The sequence below is a fragment of the Pseudomonas sp. WS 5059 genome, assembly GCF_012985525.1.
Taxonomy (GTDB): Bacteria; Pseudomonadota; Gammaproteobacteria; order Pseudomonadales; family Pseudomonadaceae; genus Aquipseudomonas.
The window spans coordinates 486,132-509,314 of sequence record NZ_JAAQWO010000002.1; the positions used below are offsets into that span (position 1 = coordinate 486,132).

A 23,183-nucleotide genomic window follows, 5' to 3' on the forward strand; every position below is an offset into this window, starting at 1 on the left:
GGCCAGTGTAATGCAAGAATCGGGCGCGGCGTAGTGCGTTGGTCATGCGGCTACATAATGGCGGGCTTTGAGCCCAGGCGGCCGGACAACCAGGTGCCGATGTCGCGGATTTCTTCGGGTAACACCTCGTGACCCATTGGGTATTCCTGCCATGTCACGGTGACACCACGCAGCTTTAAATGCTCGTAGGCACTGCGACCCATGGCGTTCTGCACCACCTCATCGTACTGGCCATGCAGGCACAGGGCTGGAATTCGCTGCTGGCTGGCGGACAATTCCAGCTCATCGCTGAAAGTCGGCGCATAAGTGGAGAGGGCAAGCACGCCACCCAAGGCACCCTGCCATTTCACAAACGCGGCGTGCAGGACCACGGCGCCACCCTGGGAAAAGCCGGCAAGGAAAATTCGCGAGGCGTCTATCCCGCTGGCTTTTTGTTGTTCGATCAAATCGATGACCATGTCTGCCGACTCATCCAGCTGTTCGCGGCTGATGGCCCGTGCCGGACTCATGGCCAATATGTCGTACCAGCTTGGCATCTCGTAGCCACCATTGATGGTCACCGCACGGGTCGGCGCCTGGGGCAATACAAAACGCGTGGACAACAAGGTTTCCTGCAACGCTTCGGCCACTGGCAGGAAGTCGTAGCGATCGGCACCCAGGCCATGCAACCAGATTACGCAGGCGTCTGCGGGCTTGGCGGGCTGAAGAATCAAGGGTTCGGTCATGTTTGCTCCAAAAATGTGCGTGCGCGCCGATGGGGGGCGTCGGGGCGGTGCGTGGACGGTGGCTCAGTTAACAAGATGTCGCATGGCTGACTGTTTTGCGATTGATCCTGGGCTGAAACGGCTCAGCAGACACTCTGGTACGCCGCTTGCTATGTGTAGGTCGATGTCAGAACTATCTGAGGACGGTAACACTATCAGTGACTGCCGCCTCTGGGATAGCCGCTGCAATTACAGCGAAAGTCTCTGTCGCTTGACCCAAAAAAAAGCCAACACGGGTCGATATCGCCTCATAAGGGTGCGCAGAGGTTGGAGCTCCGACACAACAAGAGCAACTGGAGGTTTGAATGAAGGTATTGAAGTCTACCCTGGCCATCGTGACCGCGGCGACCGTCCTGGGCATCAGTGGCCTGGCCCAGGCCGGTGCCACCCTGGATGCGGTACAGAAGAAAGGTTTTGTGCAATGTGGCGTCAGTGATGGTTTACCGGGGTTCTCGGTGCCGGATGCCAGCGGCAAGATCCTCGGGATCGACGCTGACTATTGCCGCGCCGTGGCCGCTGCCGTGTTCGGTGACGCGACCAAGGTCAAGTTCAGCCAGTTGAATGCCAAGGAGCGTTTCACCGCGCTGCAGTCTGGCGAAGTCGACATCCTCTCGCGCAACACCACCATGACCAGCTCCCGTGATGCGGGCATGGGCCTGAAATTCCCAGGGTTCATCACCTACTACGACGGCATCGGCTTTTTGGTCAACAGCAAGCTGGGGGTAAAAAGTGCCAAGGAACTGGACGGTGCAACCATCTGCATCCAGGCCGGTACTACCACTGAGCTGAACGTTTCCGACTACTTCCGTGGCAATAACCTCAAGTACACCCCGATCACCTTCGATACCTCCGACGAAAGCGCCAAGTCCCTGGAGTCCGGGCGCTGCGACGTGCTGACCTCCGACAAGTCGCAACTGTTCGCCCAGCGCAGCAAGCTGGCCGCGCCGAAAGACTACGTGGTATTGCCGGAAACCATTTCCAAGGAGCCCCTGGGCCCGGTCGTGCGCAACGGCGACGACGAGTGGCTGGCCATCGTGCGTTGGGTAGGCTACGCCATGCTCAATGCTGAAGAAGCCGGCGTCACCTCGAAAAACGTCGAGGACCAAGCCAAGTCCACCAAGAACCCGGACGTTGCGCGTCTGCTGGGGGCTGACGGGGAGTACGGAAAAGACCTGAAAGTGAAGAAGGACTGGGTGATACAGATCGTCAAGCAGGTCGGCAACTACGGCGAAGTGTTCGAACGCAACCTGGGCAAGAGCACCCCACTGGAAATCGACCGTGGCCTGAACGCGCTGTGGAACAACGGTGGCATTCAATACGCACCACCAGTGCGCTGATAGCTGATGGTTCTATCACCCGGTGGGCCAACCGCCGGGTGATGTTCTGTTCCATTATTCCTGGGGCACTTAATGCAAACTCAAATCGGCGCACCAAAACAGAAGCTCAGCTTCAGTGATCCAAAAGTGCGTGGGTGGCTGTTCCAGATCATCACCATCGTGGCGGTGGTCTCGTTGGGCTGGTACCTGTTTAACAACACGCAAACCAATCTTCAGCACCGGGGCATTACCTCCGGTTTCGACTTCCTGGAGCGCAGTGCCGGGTTTGGCATCGCTCAGCATTTGATCGACTACACCGAATCGGACAGTTATGCCCGGGTCTTTGTGATCGGCCTGCTCAACACCTTGCTGGTGACCGTGATCGGTGTGGTCCTGGCGACGCTGCTCGGGTTCGTCATTGGGGTGGCGCGGCTGTCACCGAACTGGATGATCAACAAACTGGCGACCGTGTATGTGGAAGTGTTCCGCAACATTCCGCCGTTGTTGCAGATCCTGTTCTGGTATTTCGCGGTGTTCCTGACCATGCCGTTGCCGCGCAACAGCCATAACCTGGGCGACACCTTCTTTATGAGCGCCCGGGGCCTGAACATGCCGGCGGCGCTGGCGGCCGACGGTTTTTGGCCGTTTGTGGCCAGTGTGGTGGTGGCCATCGTGGCAATCGTGCTGATGGCGCGTTGGGCCAACAAGCGCTTTGAAGCCACCGGCGTACCGTTCCATAAGTTCTGGGCGGGCCTGGCGCTGTTCATCGTGATTCCGACGTTGTGCACCTTGATCTTCGGTGTGCCGCTGCACTGGGAAATACCCAGGCTTGCGGGTTTCAACTTTGTCGGCGGCTGGGTATTGATCCCCGAGCTGCTGGCGCTGACCTTGGCGCTGACCGTCTACACCGCCGCGTTTATCGCCGAAATCGTGCGCTCGGGCATTGAGTCGGTGAGCCACGGCCAGACCGAAGCTGCGCGCTCCCTGGGCCTGCGCCCGGGGCCGACGCTGCGCAAGGTCATTATCCCGCAAGCCCTGCGGGTGATCATTCCGCCTTTGACCAGCCAATACCTGAACCTGGCGAAAAACTCATCCCTGGCCGCCGGCATCGGCTACCCGGAGATGGTGTCGCTGTTTGCCGGCACGGTGCTCAACCAGACCGGCCAGGCCATCGAGGTCATTGCCATCACCATGAGCGTGTACCTGGCGATCAGCATCAGCATTTCCCTGCTGATGAACTGGTACAACAAGCGCATTGCGCTGATCGAGCGGTGAGGAAACCAGCATGACTTCCCATACTTTCAAACCTGACATGCCACCACCGAACAAAGTGTTCGGGCCGATGGCATGGATGCGCGCCAACCTGTTCTCCAGTGGGTTCAACACCCTGCTGACGTTGCTGGCGATCTACCTGGTCTACTTGGTGGTGCCGCCGATTGTGCAGTGGGCGATCCTCGACGCGAACTGGGTCGGCACTACCCGGGCCGATTGCACCAAGGAGGGTGCTTGCTGGGTGTTTGTCCAGCAGCGCTTCGGGCAATTCATGTACGGCTATTACCCCGGCGACCTGCGCTGGCGCGTGGACCTGACCGTGTGGTTGGCCATCGTCGGCGTGGCGCCGTTGTTCATCTCGCGTTTTAAACCCAAGGCGATCTACGGCCTGGGCTTTCTGGTGGTGTACCCGATCATCGCCTTCTTCCTGCTGCACGGCGGAATCCTTGGCCTGGCCAACGTCGCGACCAGCCAATGGGGCGGGCTGATGCTGACCCTGGTGATCGCCACCGTCGGTATCGCTGGCGCCTTGCCGCTGGGCATCGTGCTGGCGTTGGGGCGGCGCTCCAAGATGCCGGCGATTCGCGTGATCTGTGTGACCTTTATCGAGTTCTGGCGCGGCGTGCCGTTGATCACGGTGCTGTTCATGGCGTCTGTGATGCTGCCGCTGTTCCTGCCAGAAGGCATGAACTTCGACAAGCTGCTGCGGGCGTTGATCGGCGTAATCCTGTTCCAGTCGGCCTACGTGGCGGAAGTGGTGCGCGGTGGCCTACAGGCGATTCCCAAGGGGCAATACGAAGCCGCCGCCGCGATGGGCCTGGGCTACTGGCGCAGCATGGGCCTGGTGATCCTGCCGCAAGCGTTGAAGCTGGTGATCCCCGGCATCGTCAACACTTTTATCGCGCTGTTCAAGGACACGAGCCTGGTGATCATCATCGGTCTGTTCGACCTGCTCAACAGCGTCAAGCAAGCCGCCTCCGACCCGAAATGGCTGGGCATGGCCACTGAGGGCTATGTGTTCGCGGCCCTGGTGTTCTGGATTTTCTGTTTTGGTATGTCGCGCTATTCCATTCATTTGGAACACAAGCTCGACACTGGCCACAAGCGTTAGGAGTTCTTTTGATGAGCGAAGCAATCAAACAGCCTGTGAGCCCTGAAGGCATTATCCAGATGCAGGGCGTCAACAAGTGGTACGGCCAGTTCCATGTGTTGAAAGACATCAACCTCAACGTCAAGCAGGGCGAGCGTATCGTGCTGTGCGGCCCGTCGGGCTCGGGCAAATCCACCACCATTCGCTGCCTCAACCGCCTGGAAGAACACCAGCAGGGGCGCATCGTGGTCGATGGCGTGGAGCTGACCAACGACCTCAAGCAGATCGAAAGCGTGCGCCGCGAAGTGGGCATGGTGTTCCAGCACTTCAACCTGTTCCCGCACCTGACCATCCTGCAGAACTGCACGCTGGCGCCGATGTGGGTGCGCAAGATGCCCAAGCGCAAGGCTGAGGAAATTGCCATGCACTACCTGGAACGCGTGCGCATCCCGGAGCAGGCCCACAAGTTTCCGGGGCAATTGTCCGGCGGCCAGCAACAGCGCGTGGCCATTGCCCGTGCCTTGTGCATGAAGCCGAAAATCATGCTGTTCGACGAGCCAACCTCGGCCCTCGACCCGGAGATGGTCAAGGAGGTGCTGGACACCATGATCGGCTTGGCTGAGGACGGCATGACCATGTTGTGCGTAACCCACGAAATGGGCTTTGCGCGCACCGTGGCCAACCGCGTGATCTTTATGGACAAAGGCGAGATCGTGGAACAGGCGGCGCCCAATGACTTCTTCGACAACCCGCAGAATGAGCGGACCCGGTTGTTCTTGAGTCAGATTTTGCATTGATTGCGATGTGATGTTCAAAAGCAAACCCGGCCTGGCGCCGGGTTTGTTTTTGCGAGCTAGGAAGCTTTGAGTGCTTTAGCGTCGTTGTTTACGGCATACGTGAAGGCTGCGCGCAAATCAGCACCTTCGGCGAGGACTTTTGCCTCCGCCAGCAAGTGCGGGTGACGGTCCAACAACCGCATCAACAGCACCAAGGGTTTGGGCGCCATAAGCTCACCGCGCTCATATCGAGAGAACGCGTTGTGGCCGCCCCCGGACAACCATTGCACCGCTTCCTTTTGTGTAAGGTGAAGTTTTCGACGGATGCGTTTCATCTCGGTGCCGATCATTTTCCGAGCTGCCAGAACCAACTCGTCACCTGCTTCTCCATAGCGATCGGCACTATCGGTCTCGGGGTCCCAAAAGCCGTCGCCGCAGGCTTTGCATTCCCAGCCTGAAAGATTGTCGACCCGACGCTCCATGCCGTGGACACTGATGGTTTCGCTGCGGCCCTCGAAATAGCTCAAGGCATCAGGGGCGCCACAGATGTAGCACAGCTCGGTTTTTTTCATGGATTTTTCTCCTTGAAGGAGATTACCGGAGGCCTTCCGTCTGTGCGGTAAGTGACCTTGATGTAAATCTCCCGGTCTTTTGAGTGAGTGTGGTACACGTCCTGCCAGACTCGATGGTCTCCATAAGTGGTCATCGACTTGTACAACATCCAGTTTTCCAACGCATAGATCACTTCCTGCATTTCCTCGATGCTCAAGCGCAGGTTCCAGGCACATTGCTGCGCTGTCTTGGTAAATGCGTTCCTCCCAAGCCGCCTGACATCCGCCTTTATCACCGCCAAATCGTAATGAGGTGTGTACTTTTCCATAAGACACCTGCGTTCAATAATTACCCTCAGAGGGTAATTTTACTAATCGAAAATTCGGTTCTTTTGCCCGCCTGAAAACCCTAGTGCGTTGCTTCCGTAGGCAACTCCGAATAGGCTGTACGAAAATTCATCCTATGATTGGACGAAAGCACCAGGCCCATGCCAAACATCGCCCCGCTTATCAAACGCTCCCTGGTCGACCAGGCCCTCGATCAACTGCGCCAGCGCATCACCCAGGGCAAGTGGGCCATTGGTGAACGCCTGCCCACCGAGCCGGAGCTGTCTGCCGAGCTGGGCATCAGCCGCAATACGGTGCGCGAGGCGATGCGGGTGCTGGCGTTTTCCGGGCTGATCGAGATCCGCCAAGGGGACGGCAGCTATCTACGCTCGATGACCGACCCGCTGGGGGTGATGAATGCCATGTCTCATTGCACCCTGGTCCAGGCCCAGGAGACGCGGCAGATTCTCGAAGTCGAGGCCATTGGCCTGGCGGCCTTGCGCCGTACGCCGGAGGATTTGCTACAGCTGCGCCAGGCGCTGCAGGCCAGTGGCGAGCACTACCACGGCGACCTGGAGCACTACATCCAGTGCGACCTGGTGTTCCACAAGCGCCTGGTGGATGCGGCCCACAACCCGGCCCTGAGTGAGCTGTACCAGTACTTTTCGAGCATTGTCGGCGCCCAGTTGCGCCAAACCCTGAATATCAAGCCGCGCCGCCAGGCGGTATTCGACCTGCATGTCGAACTGCTCGAGGCCGTGGAACAGCAGGACCCGGAGCGTGCCAAGGCGCTGTCCCGGCAGTTGATCAATGAACCTTGAACCCGAGAACGCCATGCCCCGTGCAGATAACGCCCTTGAAGAATTGCTGATCGACGCCGAAGCCGATGATGCGGTGGTCCAGCACAGCCCGGTGCAGGTGCATCGCCCGTGGCTGTTGTTGCTGGGCCTGATCCTGGTGGCGTTGAACCTGCGTCCGGCGCTGTCGAGCATGGCGCCGTTGCTCAGCGAAGTGTCCAGCAGCCTGGGGCTGTCGGCGGCCCAGGCCGGGCTGCTGACTACCTTGCCGGTGCTGTGCCTGGGCCTGTTTGCGCCCATGGCGCCGATCCTGGCCCGCCGTTTTGGCGCCGAGCGGGTGGTGCTGGGGATTTTATTGACCCTGGCCGCCGGGATCATTCTGCGCAGCTCGTTCGGTGAGGTCGGGCTGTTCGCCGGCAGCCTGCTGGCCGGGGCCAGTATCGGCATCATCGGGGTGTTGTTGCCGGGTATCGTCAAGCGTGACTTTGCCAGGCAGGCCGGGGCCATGACCGGTGTCTACACCATGGCCCTGTGCCTGGGCGCGGCGTTGGCGGCCGGTGCCAGCGTGCCGTTGAGCCACTATTTCGCCGACAGCTGGAACATCGGCCTGGGCTTCTGGATGCTGCCGGCACTGGTGGCGGCGCTGTTCTGGTTGCCGCAAGTGGGGCACAGGCACGGTGCGCACCAGGTGGCTTATCGGGTCAAGGGGCTGTTGCGTGATCCGCTGGCCTGGCAGGTGACCTTGTATATGGGCCTACAATCCTCCCTGGCCTACATCGTGTTCGGCTGGTTGCCGTCGATCCTCATCGGCCGTGGCCTGAGTGCCACCGAAGCCGGGTTGGCCCTGTCCGGCTCGATCATCGTGCAGTTGGCCAGTTCCCTGGCCGCCCCCTGGTTAGCCACCCGTGGCAAGGACCAGCGCCTGGCGATTGTGGTGGTCATGCTGCTGACCCTCGGCGGTTTGTTCGGGTGCCTGTACGCACCGCTGGACGGTTTGTGGGGCTGGGCGATCCTGCTGGGCCTGGGCCAGGGTGGCACGTTCAGCCTGGCGCTGACCCTGATCGTGCTGCGCTCGCGCGACTCCCACGTGGCCGCCAACCTGTCGAGCATGGCCCAGGGCATCGGCTACACCCTGGCTTCCCTCGGCCCGTTCGCGGTCGGCCTGGTCCACGACTGGACCGGCGGCTGGACTGCCATCGGCTGGATTTTCGCGCTGATCGGCTTTGGCGCAATCGCCGCCGGGCTCGGCGCCGGGCGTGCGCTGTATGTGCAGGTCAGCAGCGAAAAACTCTAGAGGTACAGCACTTCCAGAGTCGCCGAGCCGTCGAGCGGGGTGTCGCGGCTCAGGTCCAGGTTCTGCCGGGCATTGATCACCGCTTCGACCTTGACCGTGCTGACCAGCTCCTGGATCGCCGACGGCCCGGCGGTGCTGCCCTGAATGTCGGTGAACCCCAAGTAGCTGTTGGCGCCGATATCGATGGGGTTGAGGTTGGCCGTGCGCCAGGCCAGGCCGCCTGTGGTGGACTCGGTGCCAAAGACCGTTGCGGTGCTGTCCACCAGGGTGTGGCGCGGGTCGAAACTCATGGAGTAGAGGCCGATGCGATTGCCGCTGTGGTCCAGCCCCAGCCCGTAGTAAATCTCGCTGTTGACCGTGGCTGTGCCATCGCGATTGTCGCGCATGCGCAAGGCAAAGCGACTCGGGGCGTTGCAGCCGATACTGACTTGCAGTTGCTTGATTGGCAGGCGCGTGCCGCGTTCGAGGTTCAGGTCCTGCTGGGAAATCTTGCCGTAGTCGATCAGCCCGCCACTGGACAGCAGTGGGGTGCAGGCGGTGGGCGTGATCCGGCCCGTGACGCTCAGGTCGACGGTCGAGGCTGCTGCCGCAGGGAGGGCGGCCCATAGCAGCAGGGAAGAAACAGCCAGGCTCAAGTTGTTCATAAGACAGGTTCCAGAGGTCAGAGGTAGATGATTTCGAGGGTGCCGGAGCCGTTGATATGCACCACGTTGCGCAGGTCCAGGGACTGGATCGGAGCCAGGTAGGCCTTGACGCGTACCGTGCCGGCCAGGTGCTGGATGGCAATCGGGCCCTGGGTGTTGCCGACGCTGTTGGTGAAGCCCATCAGGCTGTTGGCGGCGATTGGGATTTGCCGGGCACTGGAGCTGCTCCACGCCCGGCCATTGCTGGTGGAGTCGGTGCGATACAGCGTGCCGAAACTATCGGCGCTGAAGTCTGCGGGGTCGATGTTCAGGTAGTAGCGTCCGATCTTGTTCCGGCTGGCGTCCAGGTCCAGGCCGTAGGCGGTTTCATCGGTGCCGCCGGTAGCCGAGCCGAAGCGGTTGTCATGCATCAGCAAGGCAAAGCGTGCGGGCGCATCGCAGCTCACGGAAAACTGCAAGGTGCGGGTGGGCAGTGGGTTTTCTTGGGTGGCGCTCAGGTCCTTGGCCAGCAACGTGCCGTAGTCCACCAGGCCGCCATTGGACAGCAATGGGGTGCAGGCGGCTGGGGCGAAGTGGGCGTGCAGGGTCAGTTCCCGGTAGCGCCCGCTCTGGCGTGCGTCGAATGTCCCGGACACTTCCCAGGTGGTTGCCTCACGTACGTGGGTGGCGGCCACATCGGCCCAGGCGCTGAGGCTCAGTTGCAGGGAAAACTGCCGGCCCTGGACCACGCTGGCACCTTGTACCGGTGCGACGCCATGGCCTGGCCGCCAGCTCAATGCGCTAGCGACGCTGGCCGGTGGCTGGCCGGCGCCAGGCAACAACCCCAGCTCCACGGCCTGGCCATCCAGCACGCCATCGCTGACATGCAAGGCATAGGTGCCGTGCTCGGTAAATTGCAGGCGGTGTGCATTTGCAGCCAGGGCGCTATAGAACACGCTCATGTCCGACGGTTGCGGGCAATTGAGGTTCAGGCTCAAGCGGCGTTCGCCGAGCAGACGCTGGGGGGCACTGTCGTTTTGTGCAAGACGGCTCATCTGGCCGAAGTCCAGCAGCGACTCGCTGATATTCAACTGGCACTCGTCATTGGCCAGGGCGTTGCCGGCGAGGCCGACGCTCAGCACTGCAGCGGTCAGTCGCCGCAGGGCGCGCAGAAGGGGCATGGTGATCTTCCTCATAAGGGGTTGCAGCGCGCGGGCGCGGTTTCGAAATACACCTGGGGATCGCCCTTGGCCGGCAGTTCGAACTGCAGCCGGCAACGCGCCAGACCTGGCGCGCTGACCCACAATCCCGATGGCTCCAGCACGTTGGGCAGAAACACCTGGCCGCTGTCCTGGACCAGGGTCACGAACTCGCCGCTGGCGGTACTGACCGAGGCCCCGCGGGGCAACAGCACGCCCTGTTCGGTGCGTGCGGTGAGCAACACCCGGCGGGTCAACGTCACTGCGAAGTCCACCCGATCCACCGCCCCGCGCCCGGCCGAGATCATCGTCAGGCCATTGTTGATATCGGCATTGCGCGGCAGCGAGCGGGTCTGCACTTCCACCGGGCTGCGGCCATAGGCGCTCACCTGGGGGACGACGGCCTGGCCTTGCCAGTCGGTCCATACCGGGCCGCTGGGGGTGCTCAGCTTGATCCCGCCCATGTCGCCCACCGCGACCACGGCAAAGGTGTCGCGCACCGGATAAGGGGAAAACGTCACGCCACCGTCGTGCACCACCACGCCGCCGCGGGCGCTGCCCTGGTAGCTTGAACGCTCGGCGTCGGAGCGGCTGTAACTGAAGTCCAGCTGGCTGTAGCGGGGCAGGGCGGAGACGCCGAGGGTGGTTTCCACTTGTTGGTCACGGGTGTCGTGTTCGGCGCTGACGCGATAACTCAGTTGATCGTCGATCTGTTCGTTCAGTCCCAGCCCCGTGCGATGTTCGCCGCCCGAATTGCGGACCCAGCCCCGCACCCGACGGTTCTCACCCAACGGCAGGCTGACATTCAGGTACACCGCGTTGTCCTGCTGCTGGTGCCCGCCCATCTGCCACTCGGCACTGGCCGACAACGACACGCTACCGACGCTGGTGCCCCAGGACGCCAGGCCGCGGCTGCTGCTGTCGCCATCAAAGCTGCTGGAGCGCGACACCCCGGCACTGAACGCCCCCAGCCATGGGTGGGACCAGCCCACCGTGGCGCTCTGTTGATCGCGATAACGTGAGCGGCGCTGCTGGGTGGATTGCGGTTCATAGGTGGCTTCTTCCAGTTCCCGGTAGCCCGGTGTGCGCCAGGAGTTGGCCACGCTGAAGGCCCATTGTTCATTCAGGCGCTGGGACCATGACAGGTCGGTCTGCACCCCCCGGACTTTGTCCGGGGCCTGGGTGTCGGCCATTTGGGTGGCCAATTGCACCTGGCTGTCGAGCCACGGCAGCCACCCCAGGCTCAGCCCCGCCGCCCGGTATTCGCTGGACGCCAGCACGCCACTGCCCAGGGACAGCTGCGGATGTACAGCGCCGGTCCAGCCCGCGCTGACCACCCACGGATCGTCGCCCTGGGCATCGCCGATATTGCGCACGCGGCCTGCCGCCACCGAGTACCCCGGCGCGGGCAACCCAAGGCCGAGCATGGCGGCGGGGACCGTAAAGCGGCGTTCGCCACCGCTGCTTTCCTTGACCGTGACTTCGACGTCCGAGCGTGAGTTCAGGCGGCGCACATCGGTCAGGGAAAACGGCCCGGCTGGCACCACTGTGGAGTGAATCAACGCGCCGTTCTGCCGCACCTCGACCTGGGCCGGACTGTTGGCGATGCCTTCGATGGTTGCGCCCTGGCCTTGCTCCTGCAGGGCCTGTTCGGTGAGCACTTGCACCCCGGTGATCTGCGCGCCGGCCAGTACCGGGTTGTAGAGGTTGATCTGCCCCGTCTGCAGCACTGCCTGATGGTTGGCAAAGGTGCGTTGGGCGTAGGCTTCCAGGTGGGTGCTGCGCGACAGGCCATCCTGCCAGGTCTGTACCTGGCGGCTGCGCACGATCCAGTCACCGGCGTTGAAACCCACTTCGGTGTTGGCCGAGCCGAACCGGCTGTCGTCGTCACCGAAGCGGTTGTAGAACCCGGTGAGATCGTAATTGAGCAGGCCGGCAAACCCCCCGGTCCGATAGCCCGAGACGTCCTGTTGCAACGGCCGCAGCGCCTCGGTCGGCACCACCAGCGATACGCTGAGGTTGGCCGGATCGGGTTCTACCAGGCTTTGCGGATACTGCGCGAGCACATCGTGACAGGGGCCGCTGTCATCGGGCACCACCAGGTTGGCGGCGTCCAGCAAGGCCTGGTCAAAGCACAGGCGGCCCTGTGCATCGAAGCGCACTTCCAGGCGCCCGCGGTGCTGGCCATTGACCCGCAAGGTCACGGCGTGCTGGCCTGCGGTAAAACGCGGGGCGTCCAGTAGCAGGCTGGCCAACTGCGGGTCGATACCGCGCTGGTGCAGGGTGGTGGCGTCGAAGCCCGGCTGCTCCTGGGCCCAGCCCGTGGCGGGCAATAGGACTCCCGCCAGCAGCAGGGTGGGGAAGGTGAACCGTGTGGGCACGGCGTTGCCGGCACGGCAGCTCAATACTGTTTTCACGAAAGGCACTCGAGTGATGGGCGTCTGTGCGCCCTGGCGACGGTCTTCGAGCAGGCCCACTGTGGGCGCCGGCTGACCAGCGAAAGCCGTCGACGATTGCGCGGGGGGCCTGGTGCCTCGCGTTGCTCTCGGTTTTTTCGCCGGCAAGCCGGCGCCTACAGGGGGGCAGGACGCCTGGCTCTTGGTTTTTTCGTCAGGTGATAGGGGCTTCGTAGGCGGCCACGGCAAAGCCATAGACGGTGGCCGGTTGCAGCCGCACTTTGCTGGCAGGGCCGCCGGTGGCCGGCACACTCAGGGTTTCCCCCGGCAACACGTAGGTGCGTGGCAGCATGGCCTTGCCATCGCCGGGCAGCAGGCGCAGTTCCTGGGCCAGGCGCACTACATACGGGCTGTCGTTGCGCACCTGCAGGGTGTTGCCGTGCTGCGACCAGGTGAGGCCGGTCCAGGGCGTGCGATTGGGCGCCAGGCCTTTTGGATGAATGATCACCGGCAGGTTCTGGCGGACCGTCACCCCCACACGGGCATGCCCCGCTTCGGTGGCCGGGCGGCCCTGGGGCATACCTTCGAAGATCGCCCGCTTCAGCCGTTGGGTCAGCAGCGGTTGCGGGCTTTGCAGGATAAACCGCACCAGTTGCGATTTGCCCGCCTCCACCCGCGACAGCGGCGGCGTGACCACCAGCAGCGGTTCGCTGTCTTCGGGAATGTCTTGCAAGGTGACGTGCAGCAGGGCCAGTTGGCTGTCGGTATTGGTGACCGAAACAGCGGCCTCACCTTCGGCTTCGTAGACGATGACCACGGAGGTATCCGGGACCATGCCGTCGGCCTGCGCAAGGGCGCCAAACAGCAGTGTCAGGGCCACGATGCAGGCCCTGGTGTTGAACAATGTCGTCGTCATGACGGGGTTTTCCATGGGGGTTGCGTGAAGAGGTCAGAGGTAGCGCAAGTCCAGCACGATGGAGCCATCGAGCGGCACTTCCTGATTGAGGGTCAGGTACTGGGCGAAGTTGATGGACGTGTCGATGCGCAACTGGGCGCTCAACTGGCCGATAAAGTCGGGTTGGCGGTCACCGGGCGGGGCAAAGCCGACATAGGATTTGGGGTAGGCATTGGGTTCCGGCGACCAGGTTTCACCGTTGTCGCTGGAGGCCAGGGTTTGCATGGGTTGCGCGTCACCCACCGGGTTGCGGTAAGACAGCGCCACCGATCCCAGGCGCTCGGCCGGGACGTGAATGTTGCGGCCCAGGCCGTAGAAAAAACCGGGCGCCAGTGAGGACTCGGCGCGGTTGTCCAGCCCCACCAGGGCAAACAGCATCGGCCTGTTGCACTGCACGTTGAGCTCCAGCAATTGGCTGGGCAGCACGGTGAACTCGTTGGAGATCAATGTATGGGCAGGAATCTTCCCGTGATCGACCGTGCCGTCGTCAGACAGCGTGACGTGGCAGGCATCCGGTGTCAGGCGGCCGGTCACTACAAGGTCGACAAAGGAAGCGGCTAAGGTCGCCGCAGTGGTCGTCAACAAAAGCAATACTGTCAGGAGGCGAGGGAGCGTGTTCATCAGTGGGCGCCACGGGTCGGGGTGAATGCGGGCGATACAAAAACAACGCCCATGCCGCAGAGGGGTTGCCAGGCATGGGCGCCCATGGCGTTACAGGTATTTCACTTCAAGGGTTGCCGAGCCGTCGAGGGTGACCTCGTTGCTCAGGTCCAGGCTATCGGTACGGGCGATGCTGGTGACGACCAGCAGCTCGGTGACCATTTCCTTGACGGAGGCGGGCTGGGTGGCGTCGTCCAGGGCGGCGACTGCCATGTACAAGCCCGCGTCCCAGAACTTCTCGCTGTACCAGGTGTTGCCGCCGTCCCCGGAAGCAATCGGTTGCATCGCCACGCCATCGGCCACGGGATTGCGCAAGGTCAGTTGATACCAGCCCAGCTTCTGGGTGCCGTTGATCAGGCCCAGGCCGTAGTCGGAGGCCACGGTGGAGGATCCGGCACGGTTATCGATGGAGTGCAGGGCAAACTGAATCGGCGCATCGCACAGCACAGCCAGGGTGATGACGTGGCTGCCGATATGCGTCGGGTTGTCTGGGCGCAAGTCCTTGGCGGAAATCTTGCCGTGGTCGATCACCCCGCCGCCGGACAGGTTGGGGGTGCAGGCGCTAGGCACAATCAAGCCCTTGACGGTGAGGTCGACGGTCGATGCGGCGTAGGTGGTGGCGCAACCGAGCAGCATCAGGCTGGTGGCGAGGGCGGTAAACAGGGGCTTCATGGGGACGAATTCCTTTCGATTAGGTTTACAGATAGGTGACTTGGACCGTGGCGTGCCCATCGACGGGGACTTCGTCGGTCAGGGTCAGGCCATCGGCGGGGGCGATGTGGGTGTACAGGCGGATCTGTGCGTCGAAGTCCCGTACCGCAATCGGCACCAGTTGGTTGCCCAGGGCGACGGCCGTCAGCATGTTGTGGGTGAGCAGGCTGGTGGGTAGCCAGGTCACGCCGCCGTCCACGGAAGTGATGGTGCGCACCGCCACACCATCGGCCACGGGGGCATACAGATGGAACGCGGCACCGCCGAGTTTTTCCCCTTCTGCCGTCATGCCCAGGCCATGCCAGCTGGCGTGGTTGGCCGAGGAACCGGCGCGGTTGTCGACCGTGGTCAGGGTGAAGAACGTTGGCGCCTCGCAGCGCACGCTCAACTGCATGGATTGGCTGGGCAGTGCGGTGTACTGCTCGGCCTGGAGATCCCTGGCGGCCATTTTTCCGTAGTCGACCATGCCACCGCCGGAGATCAGCGGCGCACAGGCGCTGGGGGTAATGGTGCCTTTGACGGCGAGGTCGGTGCTGCTGGCGGCCAGGGCCAGTGGCGAGGCGGCAAGCCACAACACGGCCAATGGAATAGCGGTGGAAAAATGCATGATTGGAACCTTCCGTGTGGACGGGGTTTTAGTTACAGGTACAGCACTTCCAGGGTCGCGGAGCCGTCGATGGGCGTCTCTTGACTGAAGTCGAACTGGTCGGCACGGGCGATGCTGGCGCCGACTTCCAGGTCCATCACCAGGCTCTTGACCGGCAGCAGGGTGGTGGCGTCGTCCAGGGCGCCGGCGCCCCATAGGGTCTGCAGTTCCCAGTTGCGCTCGTTGTACCAGGTGCGGCCACCGTCACCGGAGGCGATAGGTTGCACACTCACGCCGTCGGCGAGCATGTTCAGCGGGGTCAGGTAAAACCGGCCCAACCGCTTGTCGCCATTGACCAGGCCCAGGCCGAAGTCGCTGCCGCTGGTGGAGGTGCCACTGCGGTTGTCGATGGGGTTGAGGGCGAAGGGAATGGTTGCGTCGCAATCGATGGTCAATTGCAGCGTCACCCGGGGCAATGAGGTGGGATTGTTCTGGAGCAGGTCCTTGGCGGCGATTTTTCCGTGGTCCACCACGCCCCCGGCGGAAAGCGCGGGAGTACAGGCATTCGGGGTGATCAGGCCTTTGACGGCCAGGTCCACGCTGCTGGCGGCGAAGGCGGAGGTAGCGCTGGCGAGCAACAGGGCGGTGCCCACCAGGTTTAGCGACTTGTTCATTTCAGGTTGTTCCAGTGCAAGTTCGGCGATTGATGCGTGCAGCCGGCAGTGCCTGTCCCTTGGAGGGGGCGGGTTGCAAGGCGGCTTGGCGTATCTGTTTCGGGGTGGCCGCAGTGCGGCCTGCCCGTTCCCTCTGATTGGGGTGGAGCGCAATTTAGCGACGGGGGGGAGCGGGGGAAATACAACTATTACGACAATCACCGGGAGGCGGAAATCAGTTTTGTTTGTGTCGGAATAGGTTGCTGGATATGTAGGAAAGTTAGGTTTTTCGTAGTTGTTGCATCGTCATGCCGCCATCCATAAGGCTATTTTCAGGCGGCGATAGCAGTCATGAGGGTTTGGCTGTTGCGTCAGCGCCGTCGTGCGCTGCAGGACGGATCGTCACAATGAGGTGAACATGGAGACTGACGTATCGTTGAGCGCAGTGCTTTCCGGTGAATTGACACCCTCGAGCGCCCCCCCATTGCATTGGCAGCACCTGACCGTATTGGTGGTGGAGGACCACTCCACCTACCGCGCGCTGATGGGCTGGTTCCTGAAAAAACTGGGGCTGGGCCATCACTTGGTTGGCGACGGGCAACACGGCCTGGCTGCCCTGGCCGAACGTCCGTTCGATCTGGTGATCAGCGATTGCCAGATGCCACTGATGGACGGCTACACCATGAGCCGGGCGATCCGCCTGCGCGAACACGCCAACGCACAGCGGCGTGTACCGATCATTGCCTTGACCGGCAACCTGGTCCACGACGATCCCCAACGCTGTCGTGATGCCGGCATGGACGCCTGGTTGCTCAAGCCGCTGAGCCTCGAGCAACTGCATGGCGTGCTGGCGCTATGGCTACCCGGCCCGGCGACCATCGCCCCGAGTGCCATCGCGGCGGTGCCCTGGCCGACCCGTGCCGGCCTGATCGAGACCTTTGGCGATGCCCGCGTAGTGGACCAGATGCTCACCAGCCTGCTGTGCGAAGCCCGGGAAGACAGCGCCGCCCTGGCTCACGCGCGCCAAGCCCTGGATGCGCCGTTGACCGCCGAGCGCCTGCACCGCCTGGTGGGCAGCCTGGCGTTCCTCGGCGTCGCCGAACTGGAGCTGCGCGGGATGAGCCTGATCGAGCGCATCCACACCCAGGGCATAGTGCTGAGCAAACAGCAGTTGGACGCCTTTCAGGAGGACTTGCGGGCGTACCTTCGTTACTTGGGGGCGTTGTGATCAGGGGGGCTTGTAGGTCATTGCCAATCTGTACTGCGGGTTATGTATGTAGGTAATTTCTGTTTACTTTGTAGGCTTTAAAAAAATCACTACAAAACACTGATCGCCACGCAAAAGCCTGGGGTATGGACGGTTGTTGAGGGCCGCCGGCGAGGGTATTTTGCGGGCTCAGTTGCCATCATCCGTGGGGATTTATGCTTCGCGTAATTATTGCTGACGATCATCCCATTGTGCGTATCGGGCAGAGAGTGGTGATCGAGGCGAACGGTCGGTGCAAAGTGGTGGGGGAGGCTGACGGGCCCGATGAGCTGCTGCGGTTACTGCAAACCACTGCGTGCGATGTGCTGGTGACCGACTTCGCCATGCCCGGCGGGCAGCAGGCCGATGGCTACGGCTTGCTCAGCCTGTTACACCGCCAGTATCCACAGTTGCCGGTGATCCTGGTGACCATGTTTGCCAACGTCGCCACCCTACGGGCTTCTTTTGCCCATGGCGCCCAGGCCATTGTCGCCAAGAGTGCTTCGGCCAAGGAGTTGCCCCAGGCGATCAAGACGGTGAGCGCCGGCCAGACCTTTGTCAGTGAATGCCTGCGGGTGCAACTGGTGGAGGCGGGCACCGGCGATCAGTCGCAACAACCGCAATTGTCCGGCAAGGAACGGGAAGTGGTGCGCATGCTCGCCAGCGGCATGACGGTCAGCCAGATCGCTGCTCGGGTCAATCGCAGTATCTCCACCATCAGCAAACAGAAAAGCACGGCCATGAACCGCCTGTGTATTTCCACCGACGTGGATCTGTTCGCCTATGCCCGTAGCTGCGGCATGGTGCCTTAGGGGTTTACCCCTGGCATTCCCGGGATTGATGCCGATGGCGTTGCAGGCCATTGCACACTATCGTGACTGACTTCCCACCTTTGCCGGATGCAACCCATGAGCGACGCCCACAACGCCCTGATCAGTGAGTTCTACAGCGCCTTCCAGCGCCTGGATGCCGAAGCCATGAGTGCCTGCTACACCGAGGATGTGCGGTTCAGCGACCCGGCGTTTGGTGAACTGCGCGGGCGCGATGCCGGCGACATGTGGCGCATGCTCACCACCCGGGCCAAGGACTTTTCCCTGACCTTCGACCAGGTGCGCAGCGACGACACCCTCGGCAGCGCCCATTGGGTGGCGACGTATCTGTTCAGCCAGACCGGCAACACCGTGGTCAACGATATCCAGGCCCGTTTTGTGTTTCGCGACGGCAAGATCTGCGAGCACCACGACCACTTCGACCTGTGGCGTTGGTCGCGCCAGGCCCTGGGTGCGAAGGGCCTGCTGCTGGGCTGGACGCCGCTGGTGCGCAACGCGGTGCGCGCCCAGGCGTTGAAAGGGTTGAAGGCGTTCCAGGCCAGTCGTTGATAAGATTGGCGCTCTTTTCGTTTGCCAGAACCTTTTGTGAACAATCCACCTGAACCCATCGCGCCCAAGCCCTGGTTTGTCTACCTGGTGCGGGCGGCCAATGGCTCGCTCTATTGCGGGATCAGCAACGATCCGCTGCGCCGCTTTGCGATGCATCAGAGCGGCAAGGGCGCGCGGTTTTTCCTGTCCAGCCCGGCGGTCGCGCTGGTGTATACCGAGGCCTGCGCGAGCAAGGGCGAGGCGCTGCGCCAGGAACGCCTGATAAAAAAGCTCAAGAAAAGCGCCAAGGAGTGTCTGGCCCGGGCTTATCAATCTGACTGATCAGTTCCCATCAGGCCAATGGCTAGGCCGCAGGGTTTTTGCACGATAATCTGGCCGCTCCTTCATCTGGCGGAGTCCGGCATGTCTGAGTTGATCCTGCACCACTACCCCCAATCCCCTTTTGCGGAAAAAGCCCGCCTGCTCCTGGGCTACAAAGGGCTGTCCTGGCATTCGGTGACCATTCCCCCGGTGATGCCCAAGCCCGACCTGACGGCCCTGACCGGCGGCTACCGTAAAACCCCGGTGCTGCAAGTGGGTGCAGATATTTACTGCGACACCGCGCTGATCGCACGCCGCCTGGAACAGGAAAAGGCCACGCCGCCGCTGTTTCCCGAGGGCCAGGAACTGGTCAGCCAGAGCTTTGCCGCCTGGGCCGATTCTGTGGTGTTTTCCCATGCCGTGGCCTTGGTGTTCCAGCCCGAATCCCTGGCCGTGAAATTTGCCAAGGTGCCGCCGCAGTTGCTGCAGGTGCTGGTGGCTGACCGCAGCAAGATGTTCGGCGACGGCAGCGCCAGCCGCGTGCAACTGGACGTGGCGCGGCACCAGTGGCCGGCAATCATTGCGCGCCTTGAGCAGCAATTGCAGCGCCAGTCGGGGGATTTCCTGTTTGGCGAGCCATCGATTGCCGACTTTGCCATGGCCCATCCGTTGTGGTTCCTCAAAGGCTCGTCGGTGACCTCGCCGCTGGTGGATAACTATCCGGCTGCCAGCGCCTGGCTGGCGCGGGTCCTGGGCTTTGGGCATGGCACTGCCAGCGAGATGGGTGCCAAGCAGGCCCTGGAAATCGCCCGCGATAGCGCGCCTGCAGCGTTGCCGGATGAAGTGTTTGCAGATCCCAACGGGTTCAGGGGCGGCCAGCAAGTGACCATCGCCGCGACCGACTATGGCGTCGACCCGGTGGCGGGGGAGTTGATGTTTGCCGGCCGTGAAGAACTGATCCTGCGTCGCGAGGATGAGCGCGGCGGCACTGTGCATGTGCACTTTCCGCGCCTGGGCTTCTTAATCCGTTAATCAAACCGCTGTAGGCGTGGGTTTGCTCTAATGCGCAGATCGCCTGTGGGAGCGGGCAAGCCCGCTCCCACATTTGATCTGCGCTTAACTGATCGGCATTAGGGCTTGCTCGCGCCTACAGGTTCAGGGCGGACAGGATGGCATCCGGGTTGTAGTCGCGAATCTGCGTGCCATTCACGTCCACAAATGGAATCCCGCCGCCTCCCAGGGCCTCATAGGCCTTGCGGCCCTGGGTATCCTTTTCGATATCCACGCTCTTGTAGGGAATGCCTTTCTGATCGAGGAACCGCTGGGTCTGCTTGCAGTACCCGCACCACTCGGTGGTGTACAGCGTCACCCGGGCGGTGGCCCGCACCTGCTCCGGCACCACCTGCGAGGGGTTGAACAACCGCTCGATCTTGCCCCAGTTCTGGATCGCCACCACCACCAGCAGCACCAGCAGGACTTTCTTCAGGACCCCGCCGAGCATCAGTTACGGCGCTTGAGCTGGTCGGTCAGTTGGGTCGGCAAGCCCTTGATGATCAGGGTGCCGGCGGCTTCGTCATACTCGATCTTGTCGCCCAGCAGGTGCGCTTCAAAGCTGATGGACAAGCCTTCGGCGCGCCCGGTGAAGCGGCGGAACTGGTTGAGGGTGCGCTTATCGGCGGGGATTTCCGGTGACAGGCCGTAGTCCTTGTTGCGGATATGGTCGTAGAACGCCTTTGGCCGATCTTCATCGATCAAGCCCGACAGTTCTTCCAGGCCCATCGGCTCGCCGAGCTTGGCCTGGCTGCTGGCGTAGTCCACCAGGGTCTTGGTTTTCTCGCGGGCGGACTCGTCCGGCAGGTCTTCGCTCTCGACGAAGTCGCTGAAGGCCTTGAGCAGGGTGCGCGTCTCGCCCGGGCCGTCGACGCCTTCCTGGCAGCCGATAAAGTCGCGGAAGTACTCCGAGACCTTCTTGCCGTTCTTACCCTTGATAAACGAGATGTACTGCTTGGACTGCTTGTTGTTCTGCCATTCGGACACGTTGATCCGTGCCGCCAGGTGCAACTGGCCCAGGTCCAGGTGGCGCGAGGGCGTCACGTCCAGCTCGTCGGTCACCGCCACGCCTTCGCTGTGGTGCAGCAGGGCGATGGCCAGGTAGTCGGTCATGCCCTGTTGATAGTGGGCAAACAGCACGTGGCCGCCGACAGAGAGGTTGGATTCCTCCATCAGCTTCTGCAGGTGTTCCACGGCAATCCGGCTGAAGGCGGTGAAATCCTTGGCGCCGTCGAAATATTCCTTCAACCAGCCGCTGAACGGGTGCGCGCCGGACTCGGCATGGAACAAACCCCAGGCCTTGCCTTGCTTGGCGTTATAGCTCTCGTTGAGGTCGGCGAGCATGTTCTCGATGGCGGCGGACTCGGCCAGTTCGGAGTCACGGGCGTGGAGAACTGCGGGCGTGCCGTCGGGTTTTTTGTCGATCAGGTGGACGATGCAGTGACGGATCGGCATGGGCTTCTCGGCTGGTTGGGCGGGAGCGGTTGGCCTCCCGGAAAAAGTCGCCAGTGTACCGCACCCGTTGGTCGCGGCGTCGTTTGCAGCGGTTTTGGCAGGCCTCTGACGGCCCATATGCCTTTTTTTCACGGTTTAGAGCGATAAAGCTGACCAAATGGGTAGGTAGAAGCGGATATTTCCCCGTCTCTGTGCTAGTTTTGCCCCGTCTTACGCGATGTATCGGCGTTAAGCGTGCATTCAGCATTTGTCAGGTCGAACCAAACCCCGTTTCAAGCATCTATAACCCCGATCTCTCGCGGTTATGGCCAGGGGTGCCAGGCCTTGACGGTCGGGCTCGATGGCTGACACTGCACTCTGCAATCCAAATGAATTTGATAGGGAAGGAACACCACAATGGCTTTGACTAAAGACCAACTGATCGCTGATATCGCCGAATCCACTGACACCACCAAGGTTCAAGTACGTGCAGTACTGGAGCAACTGGCTCAGATCGTTGGTGACCAGCTGGACAACGGCGGCGAAATCACTCTGCCAGGTGTTGGCAAGCTGAAAGTGGCCGAGCGTCCAGCCCGTACCGGCCGTAACCCTTCGACTGGCGCTGCCATCGAAATCGCTGCGAAGAAAGTGATCAAGCTGGTTGTGGCCAAAGGCCTGACCGACTCGATCAACAAGTAAGACGCAGCAAAAAAAACCGTGCATCGGAGCGATCCGGGCACGGTTTTTTGTTGCCTGCGATTTGCCTCTAGCGCACCCAGCGCTGGCGCCAGATCTGCTGCTCGTTCTTGGTCTGGAAGGTCCATGCCACAAAACGGCTCTGTTTCTGGCCCTGGGACATCTCCACCACCTGGCTTTCCAGGACCCCGGCCTTTTTCAGCGCGGTCTCGATGGCAGGCAGGTTGGACGCTTTTGACACCAGAGTGCTGAACCACAGCACCTTATGCGCAAAATGCGCGCTTTCGGCGATCAATTGCGTGACAAACCGCGCCTCACCGCCCTCGCACCACAGCTCTGCCGATTGGCCGCCGAAGTTCAATACCGGCAATTTGCGCTTGGGGTCGGCCTTGCCCAGGGCACGCCACTTGCGCTCGCTGCCTTTGGTCGCTTCATCCATGGAGGCATGGAAGGGCGGGTTGCACATGGTCAGGTCAAAACGCTCACCCGGCTCCAGCAGCCCCAGCAGAATATGCTTGGGATTGGTTTGCTGGCGCAGTTGGATGACCTTGCTCAGGTCATTGGACTGCACAATGGCCTTGGCGGCGGCCACGGCGGTAGGGTCGATCTCGGAGCCGAGGAAGTTCCAGCGGTAGTCCATGTAGCCGATCAGCGGATAGACGCAGTTGGCGCCCATGCCGATGTCCAGCACCTTGACGATCGAGCCACGGGGAATCTTGCCGTCGTTGACGCTGGCCAGCAGGTCGGCGAGGAAGTGCACGTAATCGGCACGGCCCGGCACCGGTGGGCACAGGTAGTCAGCCGGGATATCCCAGTGCTGCACGCCATAGAACGCCTTGAGCAGCGCCCGGTTGAACACCCGCACCGCGTCCGGGCTGGCGAAGTCGATGCTTTCCTTGCCGTAGGGGTTGAGGATCACATACTGGGCCAGTTCTGGCGTGGTCTTGATCAGCGCGGGGAAGTCGTAACGGCCCTGGTGGCGGTTGCGCGGGTGCAGGGTCGCTTCCTTGCGCGGCGCGACGGGCTTGGCCGTGGCGGCGGTTTTCGGCTTCTTGCGGGGCGGTTTGGGTGTGCTGGGGGCGGTCATGATGATTCTGGTGTTGGCTCA

Annotated in this window: 26 protein-coding genes; 12 read left to right on the forward strand and 14 right to left on the reverse strand. The window is 62.0% G+C overall.

The genetic code is table 11. The annotated features are described in order from the left end of the window. Positions 1-50: 50 nt before the first annotated feature. Complete coding sequence (locus HBO12_RS06980; RefSeq protein WP_169954534.1) at positions 51-725, reverse strand: alpha/beta hydrolase; 675 nt, start codon at positions 723-725, stop codon at positions 51-53. 344 nt (positions 726-1,069) lie between these two features. On the opposite strand from HBO12_RS06980, the gene HBO12_RS06985 reads away from it, so the two are divergent. The 4 genes from HBO12_RS06985 (at position 1,070) to HBO12_RS07000 (ending at position 5,239) form a co-directional block, all read left to right on the forward strand. Further along, the gene (locus HBO12_RS06985) at positions 1,070-2,101 is read left to right on the forward strand and encodes an amino acid ABC transporter substrate-binding protein (protein WP_170041784.1); all 1,032 of its coding nucleotides are present in this window, start codon (positions 1,070-1,072) and stop codon (positions 2,099-2,101) included. Positions 2,102-2,173: 72 nt separating this feature from the next. Beyond that, on the forward strand, positions 2,174-3,355 hold the full coding sequence (locus HBO12_RS06990) for an amino acid ABC transporter permease (protein ID WP_170041785.1): 1,182 nt from the start codon (positions 2,174-2,176) through the stop codon (positions 3,353-3,355). Between the two features lie 10 nt (positions 3,356-3,365). Further along, positions 3,366-4,463: an amino acid ABC transporter permease gene (locus HBO12_RS06995; protein WP_170041786.1), complete on the forward strand. Its 1,098-nt coding sequence runs from the start codon at positions 3,366-3,368 to the stop codon at positions 4,461-4,463. An 11-nt stretch (positions 4,464-4,474) separates the two neighbouring features. Continuing rightward, the gene (locus HBO12_RS07000; protein WP_170041787.1) at positions 4,475-5,239 is read left to right on the forward strand and encodes an amino acid ABC transporter ATP-binding protein; all 765 of its coding nucleotides are present in this window, start codon (positions 4,475-4,477) and stop codon (positions 5,237-5,239) included. Between the two features lie 56 nt (positions 5,240-5,295). Here HBO12_RS07000 and HBO12_RS07005 read toward each other — a convergent pair whose 3' ends face one another. Together HBO12_RS07005 and HBO12_RS07010 are read right to left on the reverse strand one after the other, a co-directional pair. Next, positions 5,296-5,790, reverse strand: coding sequence for a type II toxin-antitoxin system MqsA family antitoxin (locus HBO12_RS07005; RefSeq protein WP_170041788.1), 495 nt, complete (start codon positions 5,788-5,790; stop codon positions 5,296-5,298). Then, positions 5,787-6,098, reverse strand: coding sequence for a type II toxin-antitoxin system MqsR family toxin (locus tag HBO12_RS07010; protein ID WP_169954528.1), 312 nt, complete (start codon positions 6,096-6,098; stop codon positions 5,787-5,789). Before HBO12_RS07010 ends, HBO12_RS07005 begins: the two co-directional genes overlap by 4 nt. A 159-nt stretch (positions 6,099-6,257) precedes the next feature. Between HBO12_RS07010 and HBO12_RS07015 the strand changes: the two genes are divergently transcribed. Beyond that, positions 6,258-6,917, forward strand: coding sequence for a FadR/GntR family transcriptional regulator (locus HBO12_RS07015; protein WP_170041789.1), 660 nt, complete (start codon positions 6,258-6,260; stop codon positions 6,915-6,917). Further along, positions 6,907-8,187: a CynX/NimT family MFS transporter gene (locus HBO12_RS07020; RefSeq protein ID WP_170041790.1), complete on the forward strand. Its 1,281-nt coding sequence runs from the start codon at positions 6,907-6,909 to the stop codon at positions 8,185-8,187. Before HBO12_RS07015 ends, HBO12_RS07020 begins: the two co-directional genes overlap by 11 nt. Here the strand turns inward: HBO12_RS07020 and HBO12_RS07025 are convergent. The 8 genes from HBO12_RS07025 to HBO12_RS07060 all read right to left on the reverse strand — a co-directional run bounded on the left by HBO12_RS07025 (position 8,184) and on the right by HBO12_RS07060 (position 15,991). Next, positions 8,184-8,831, reverse strand: a complete 648-nt coding sequence (locus tag HBO12_RS07025; RefSeq protein ID WP_169954525.1) for a DUF1120 domain-containing protein — start codon at positions 8,829-8,831, stop codon at positions 8,184-8,186. The genes HBO12_RS07020 and HBO12_RS07025 overlap by 4 nt on opposite strands. Before the next feature lie 17 nt (positions 8,832-8,848). Beyond that, on the reverse strand, positions 8,849-9,991 hold the full coding sequence (locus HBO12_RS07030) for a DUF1120 domain-containing protein (protein WP_170041791.1): 1,143 nt from the start codon (positions 9,989-9,991) through the stop codon (positions 8,849-8,851). Positions 9,992-10,002: 11 nt separating this feature from the next. Then, positions 10,003-12,426 (reverse strand): fimbria/pilus outer membrane usher protein, encoded by a 2,424-nt coding sequence (locus tag HBO12_RS07035; RefSeq protein WP_170041792.1) that lies wholly within the window; start codon positions 12,424-12,426, stop codon positions 10,003-10,005. A 193-nt stretch (positions 12,427-12,619) separates the two neighbouring features. Further along, complete coding sequence (locus tag HBO12_RS07040; RefSeq protein WP_170041793.1) at positions 12,620-13,321, reverse strand: fimbria/pilus chaperone family protein; 702 nt, start codon at positions 13,319-13,321, stop codon at positions 12,620-12,622. A 33-nt stretch (positions 13,322-13,354) separates the two neighbouring features. Beyond that, the gene (locus HBO12_RS07045) at positions 13,355-13,981 is read right to left on the reverse strand and encodes a DUF1120 domain-containing protein (protein ID WP_170041794.1); all 627 of its coding nucleotides are present in this window, start codon (positions 13,979-13,981) and stop codon (positions 13,355-13,357) included. A gap of 90 nt (positions 13,982-14,071) precedes the next feature. Continuing rightward, on the reverse strand, positions 14,072-14,692 hold the full coding sequence (locus HBO12_RS07050) for a DUF1120 domain-containing protein (protein WP_169954520.1): 621 nt from the start codon (positions 14,690-14,692) through the stop codon (positions 14,072-14,074). A gap of 25 nt (positions 14,693-14,717) precedes the next feature. Further along, positions 14,718-15,338 (reverse strand): DUF1120 domain-containing protein, encoded by a 621-nt coding sequence (locus HBO12_RS07055; protein WP_169954519.1) that lies wholly within the window; start codon positions 15,336-15,338, stop codon positions 14,718-14,720. 32 nt (positions 15,339-15,370) lie between these two features. Beyond that, positions 15,371-15,991 (reverse strand): DUF1120 domain-containing protein, encoded by a 621-nt coding sequence (locus HBO12_RS07060; RefSeq protein WP_169954518.1) that lies wholly within the window; start codon positions 15,989-15,991, stop codon positions 15,371-15,373. A 397-nt stretch (positions 15,992-16,388) separates the two neighbouring features. Between HBO12_RS07060 and HBO12_RS07065 the strand changes: the two genes are divergently transcribed. The 5 genes from HBO12_RS07065 to HBO12_RS07085 all read left to right on the forward strand — a co-directional run bounded on the left by HBO12_RS07065 (position 16,389) and on the right by HBO12_RS07085 (position 19,927). Continuing rightward, positions 16,389-17,198: a response regulator gene (locus HBO12_RS07065; protein ID WP_170041795.1), complete on the forward strand. Its 810-nt coding sequence runs from the start codon at positions 16,389-16,391 to the stop codon at positions 17,196-17,198. Positions 17,199-17,392: 194 nt separating this feature from the next. Continuing rightward, entirely contained in the window at positions 17,393-18,028 is a 636-nt protein-coding gene (locus HBO12_RS07070) for a response regulator (protein ID WP_169954516.1), read from the forward strand. 96 nt (positions 18,029-18,124) lie between these two features. Then, a complete protein-coding gene (locus HBO12_RS07075) occupies positions 18,125-18,595 on the forward strand; it encodes a nuclear transport factor 2 family protein (protein ID WP_169954515.1) in 471 nt (156 codons plus the stop codon). 36 nt (positions 18,596-18,631) lie between these two features. After that, positions 18,632-18,916 (forward strand): GIY-YIG nuclease family protein, encoded by a 285-nt coding sequence (locus HBO12_RS07080; RefSeq protein ID WP_346266476.1) that lies wholly within the window; start codon positions 18,632-18,634, stop codon positions 18,914-18,916. Positions 18,917-18,997: 81 nt separating this feature from the next. Further along, positions 18,998-19,927, forward strand: coding sequence for a glutathione S-transferase family protein (locus HBO12_RS07085; protein ID WP_170041796.1), 930 nt, complete (start codon positions 18,998-19,000; stop codon positions 19,925-19,927). Between the two features lie 115 nt (positions 19,928-20,042). On the opposite strand, the gene HBO12_RS07090 is transcribed toward HBO12_RS07085, so the two are convergent. Next, entirely contained in the window at positions 20,043-20,396 is a 354-nt protein-coding gene (locus tag HBO12_RS07090; RefSeq protein WP_169954512.1) for a glutaredoxin family protein, read from the reverse strand. Next, positions 20,396-21,400 carry a nucleoid-associated protein YejK gene (yejK, locus tag HBO12_RS07095; protein ID WP_169954511.1) on the reverse strand — a complete coding sequence of 335 codons (1,005 nt, stop codon included), beginning with the start codon at positions 21,398-21,400 and terminating at the stop codon, positions 20,396-20,398. Before yejK ends, HBO12_RS07090 begins: the two co-directional genes overlap by 1 nt. Before the next feature lie 396 nt (positions 21,401-21,796). Between yejK and HBO12_RS07100 the strand changes: the two genes are divergently transcribed. Further along, positions 21,797-22,078 carry an HU family DNA-binding protein gene (locus HBO12_RS07100; RefSeq protein WP_169954510.1) on the forward strand — a complete coding sequence of 94 codons (282 nt, stop codon included), beginning with the start codon at positions 21,797-21,799 and terminating at the stop codon, positions 22,076-22,078. A 67-nt stretch (positions 22,079-22,145) separates the two neighbouring features. Here HBO12_RS07100 and rlmF read toward each other — a convergent pair whose 3' ends face one another. Beyond that, a complete protein-coding gene (rlmF, locus tag HBO12_RS07105; RefSeq protein WP_169954509.1) occupies positions 22,146-23,162 on the reverse strand; it encodes a 23S rRNA (adenine(1618)-N(6))-methyltransferase RlmF in 1,017 nt (338 codons plus the stop codon). Between the last annotated feature and the right edge of the window lie 21 nt (positions 23,163-23,183).

Bases quoted from the DNA above. Each gene is read 5' to 3' on its own strand.
- HBO12_RS06980 (WP_169954534.1), bottom strand. From the start codon at position 725: ATGACCGAACCCTTGATTCTTCAGCCCGCCAAGCCCGCAGACGCCTGC.
- HBO12_RS06985 (WP_170041784.1), top strand. From the start codon at position 1,070: ATGAAGGTATTGAAGTCTACCCTGGCCATCGTGACCGCGGCGACCGTC.
- HBO12_RS06990 (WP_170041785.1), top strand. From the start codon at position 2,174: ATGCAAACTCAAATCGGCGCACCAAAACAGAAGCTCAGCTTCAGTGAT.
- HBO12_RS06995 (WP_170041786.1), top strand. From the start codon at position 3,366: ATGACTTCCCATACTTTCAAACCTGACATGCCACCACCGAACAAAGTG.
- HBO12_RS07000 (WP_170041787.1), top strand. From the start codon at position 4,475: ATGAGCGAAGCAATCAAACAGCCTGTGAGCCCTGAAGGCATTATCCAG.
- HBO12_RS07005 (WP_170041788.1), bottom strand. From the start codon at position 5,790: ATGAAAAAAACCGAGCTGTGCTACATCTGTGGCGCCCCTGATGCCTTG.
- HBO12_RS07010 (WP_169954528.1), bottom strand. From the start codon at position 6,098: ATGGAAAAGTACACACCTCATTACGATTTGGCGGTGATAAAGGCGGAT.
- HBO12_RS07015 (WP_170041789.1), top strand. From the start codon at position 6,258: ATGCCAAACATCGCCCCGCTTATCAAACGCTCCCTGGTCGACCAGGCC.
- HBO12_RS07020 (WP_170041790.1), top strand. From the start codon at position 6,907: ATGAACCTTGAACCCGAGAACGCCATGCCCCGTGCAGATAACGCCCTT.
- HBO12_RS07025 (WP_169954525.1), bottom strand. From the start codon at position 8,831: ATGAACAACTTGAGCCTGGCTGTTTCTTCCCTGCTGCTATGGGCCGCC.
- HBO12_RS07030 (WP_170041791.1), bottom strand. From the start codon at position 9,991: ATGCCCCTTCTGCGCGCCCTGCGGCGACTGACCGCTGCAGTGCTGAGC.
- HBO12_RS07040 (WP_170041793.1), bottom strand. From the start codon at position 13,321: ATGACGACGACATTGTTCAACACCAGGGCCTGCATCGTGGCCCTGACA.
- HBO12_RS07045 (WP_170041794.1), bottom strand. From the start codon at position 13,981: ATGAACACGCTCCCTCGCCTCCTGACAGTATTGCTTTTGTTGACGACC.
- HBO12_RS07050 (WP_169954520.1), bottom strand. From the start codon at position 14,692: ATGAAGCCCCTGTTTACCGCCCTCGCCACCAGCCTGATGCTGCTCGGT.
- HBO12_RS07055 (WP_169954519.1), bottom strand. From the start codon at position 15,338: ATGCATTTTTCCACCGCTATTCCATTGGCCGTGTTGTGGCTTGCCGCC.
- HBO12_RS07060 (WP_169954518.1), bottom strand. From the start codon at position 15,991: ATGAACAAGTCGCTAAACCTGGTGGGCACCGCCCTGTTGCTCGCCAGC.
- HBO12_RS07065 (WP_170041795.1), top strand. From the start codon at position 16,389: ATGGAGACTGACGTATCGTTGAGCGCAGTGCTTTCCGGTGAATTGACA.
- HBO12_RS07070 (WP_169954516.1), top strand. From the start codon at position 17,393: ATGCTTCGCGTAATTATTGCTGACGATCATCCCATTGTGCGTATCGGG.
- HBO12_RS07075 (WP_169954515.1), top strand. From the start codon at position 18,125: ATGAGCGACGCCCACAACGCCCTGATCAGTGAGTTCTACAGCGCCTTC.
- HBO12_RS07085 (WP_170041796.1), top strand. From the start codon at position 18,998: ATGTCTGAGTTGATCCTGCACCACTACCCCCAATCCCCTTTTGCGGAA.
- HBO12_RS07090 (WP_169954512.1), bottom strand. From the start codon at position 20,396: ATGCTCGGCGGGGTCCTGAAGAAAGTCCTGCTGGTGCTGCTGGTGGTG.
- yejK (WP_169954511.1), bottom strand. From the start codon at position 21,400: ATGCCGATCCGTCACTGCATCGTCCACCTGATCGACAAAAAACCCGAC.
- HBO12_RS07100 (WP_169954510.1), top strand. From the start codon at position 21,797: ATGGCTTTGACTAAAGACCAACTGATCGCTGATATCGCCGAATCCACT.
- rlmF (WP_169954509.1), bottom strand. From the start codon at position 23,162: ATGACCGCCCCCAGCACACCCAAACCGCCCCGCAAGAAGCCGAAAACC.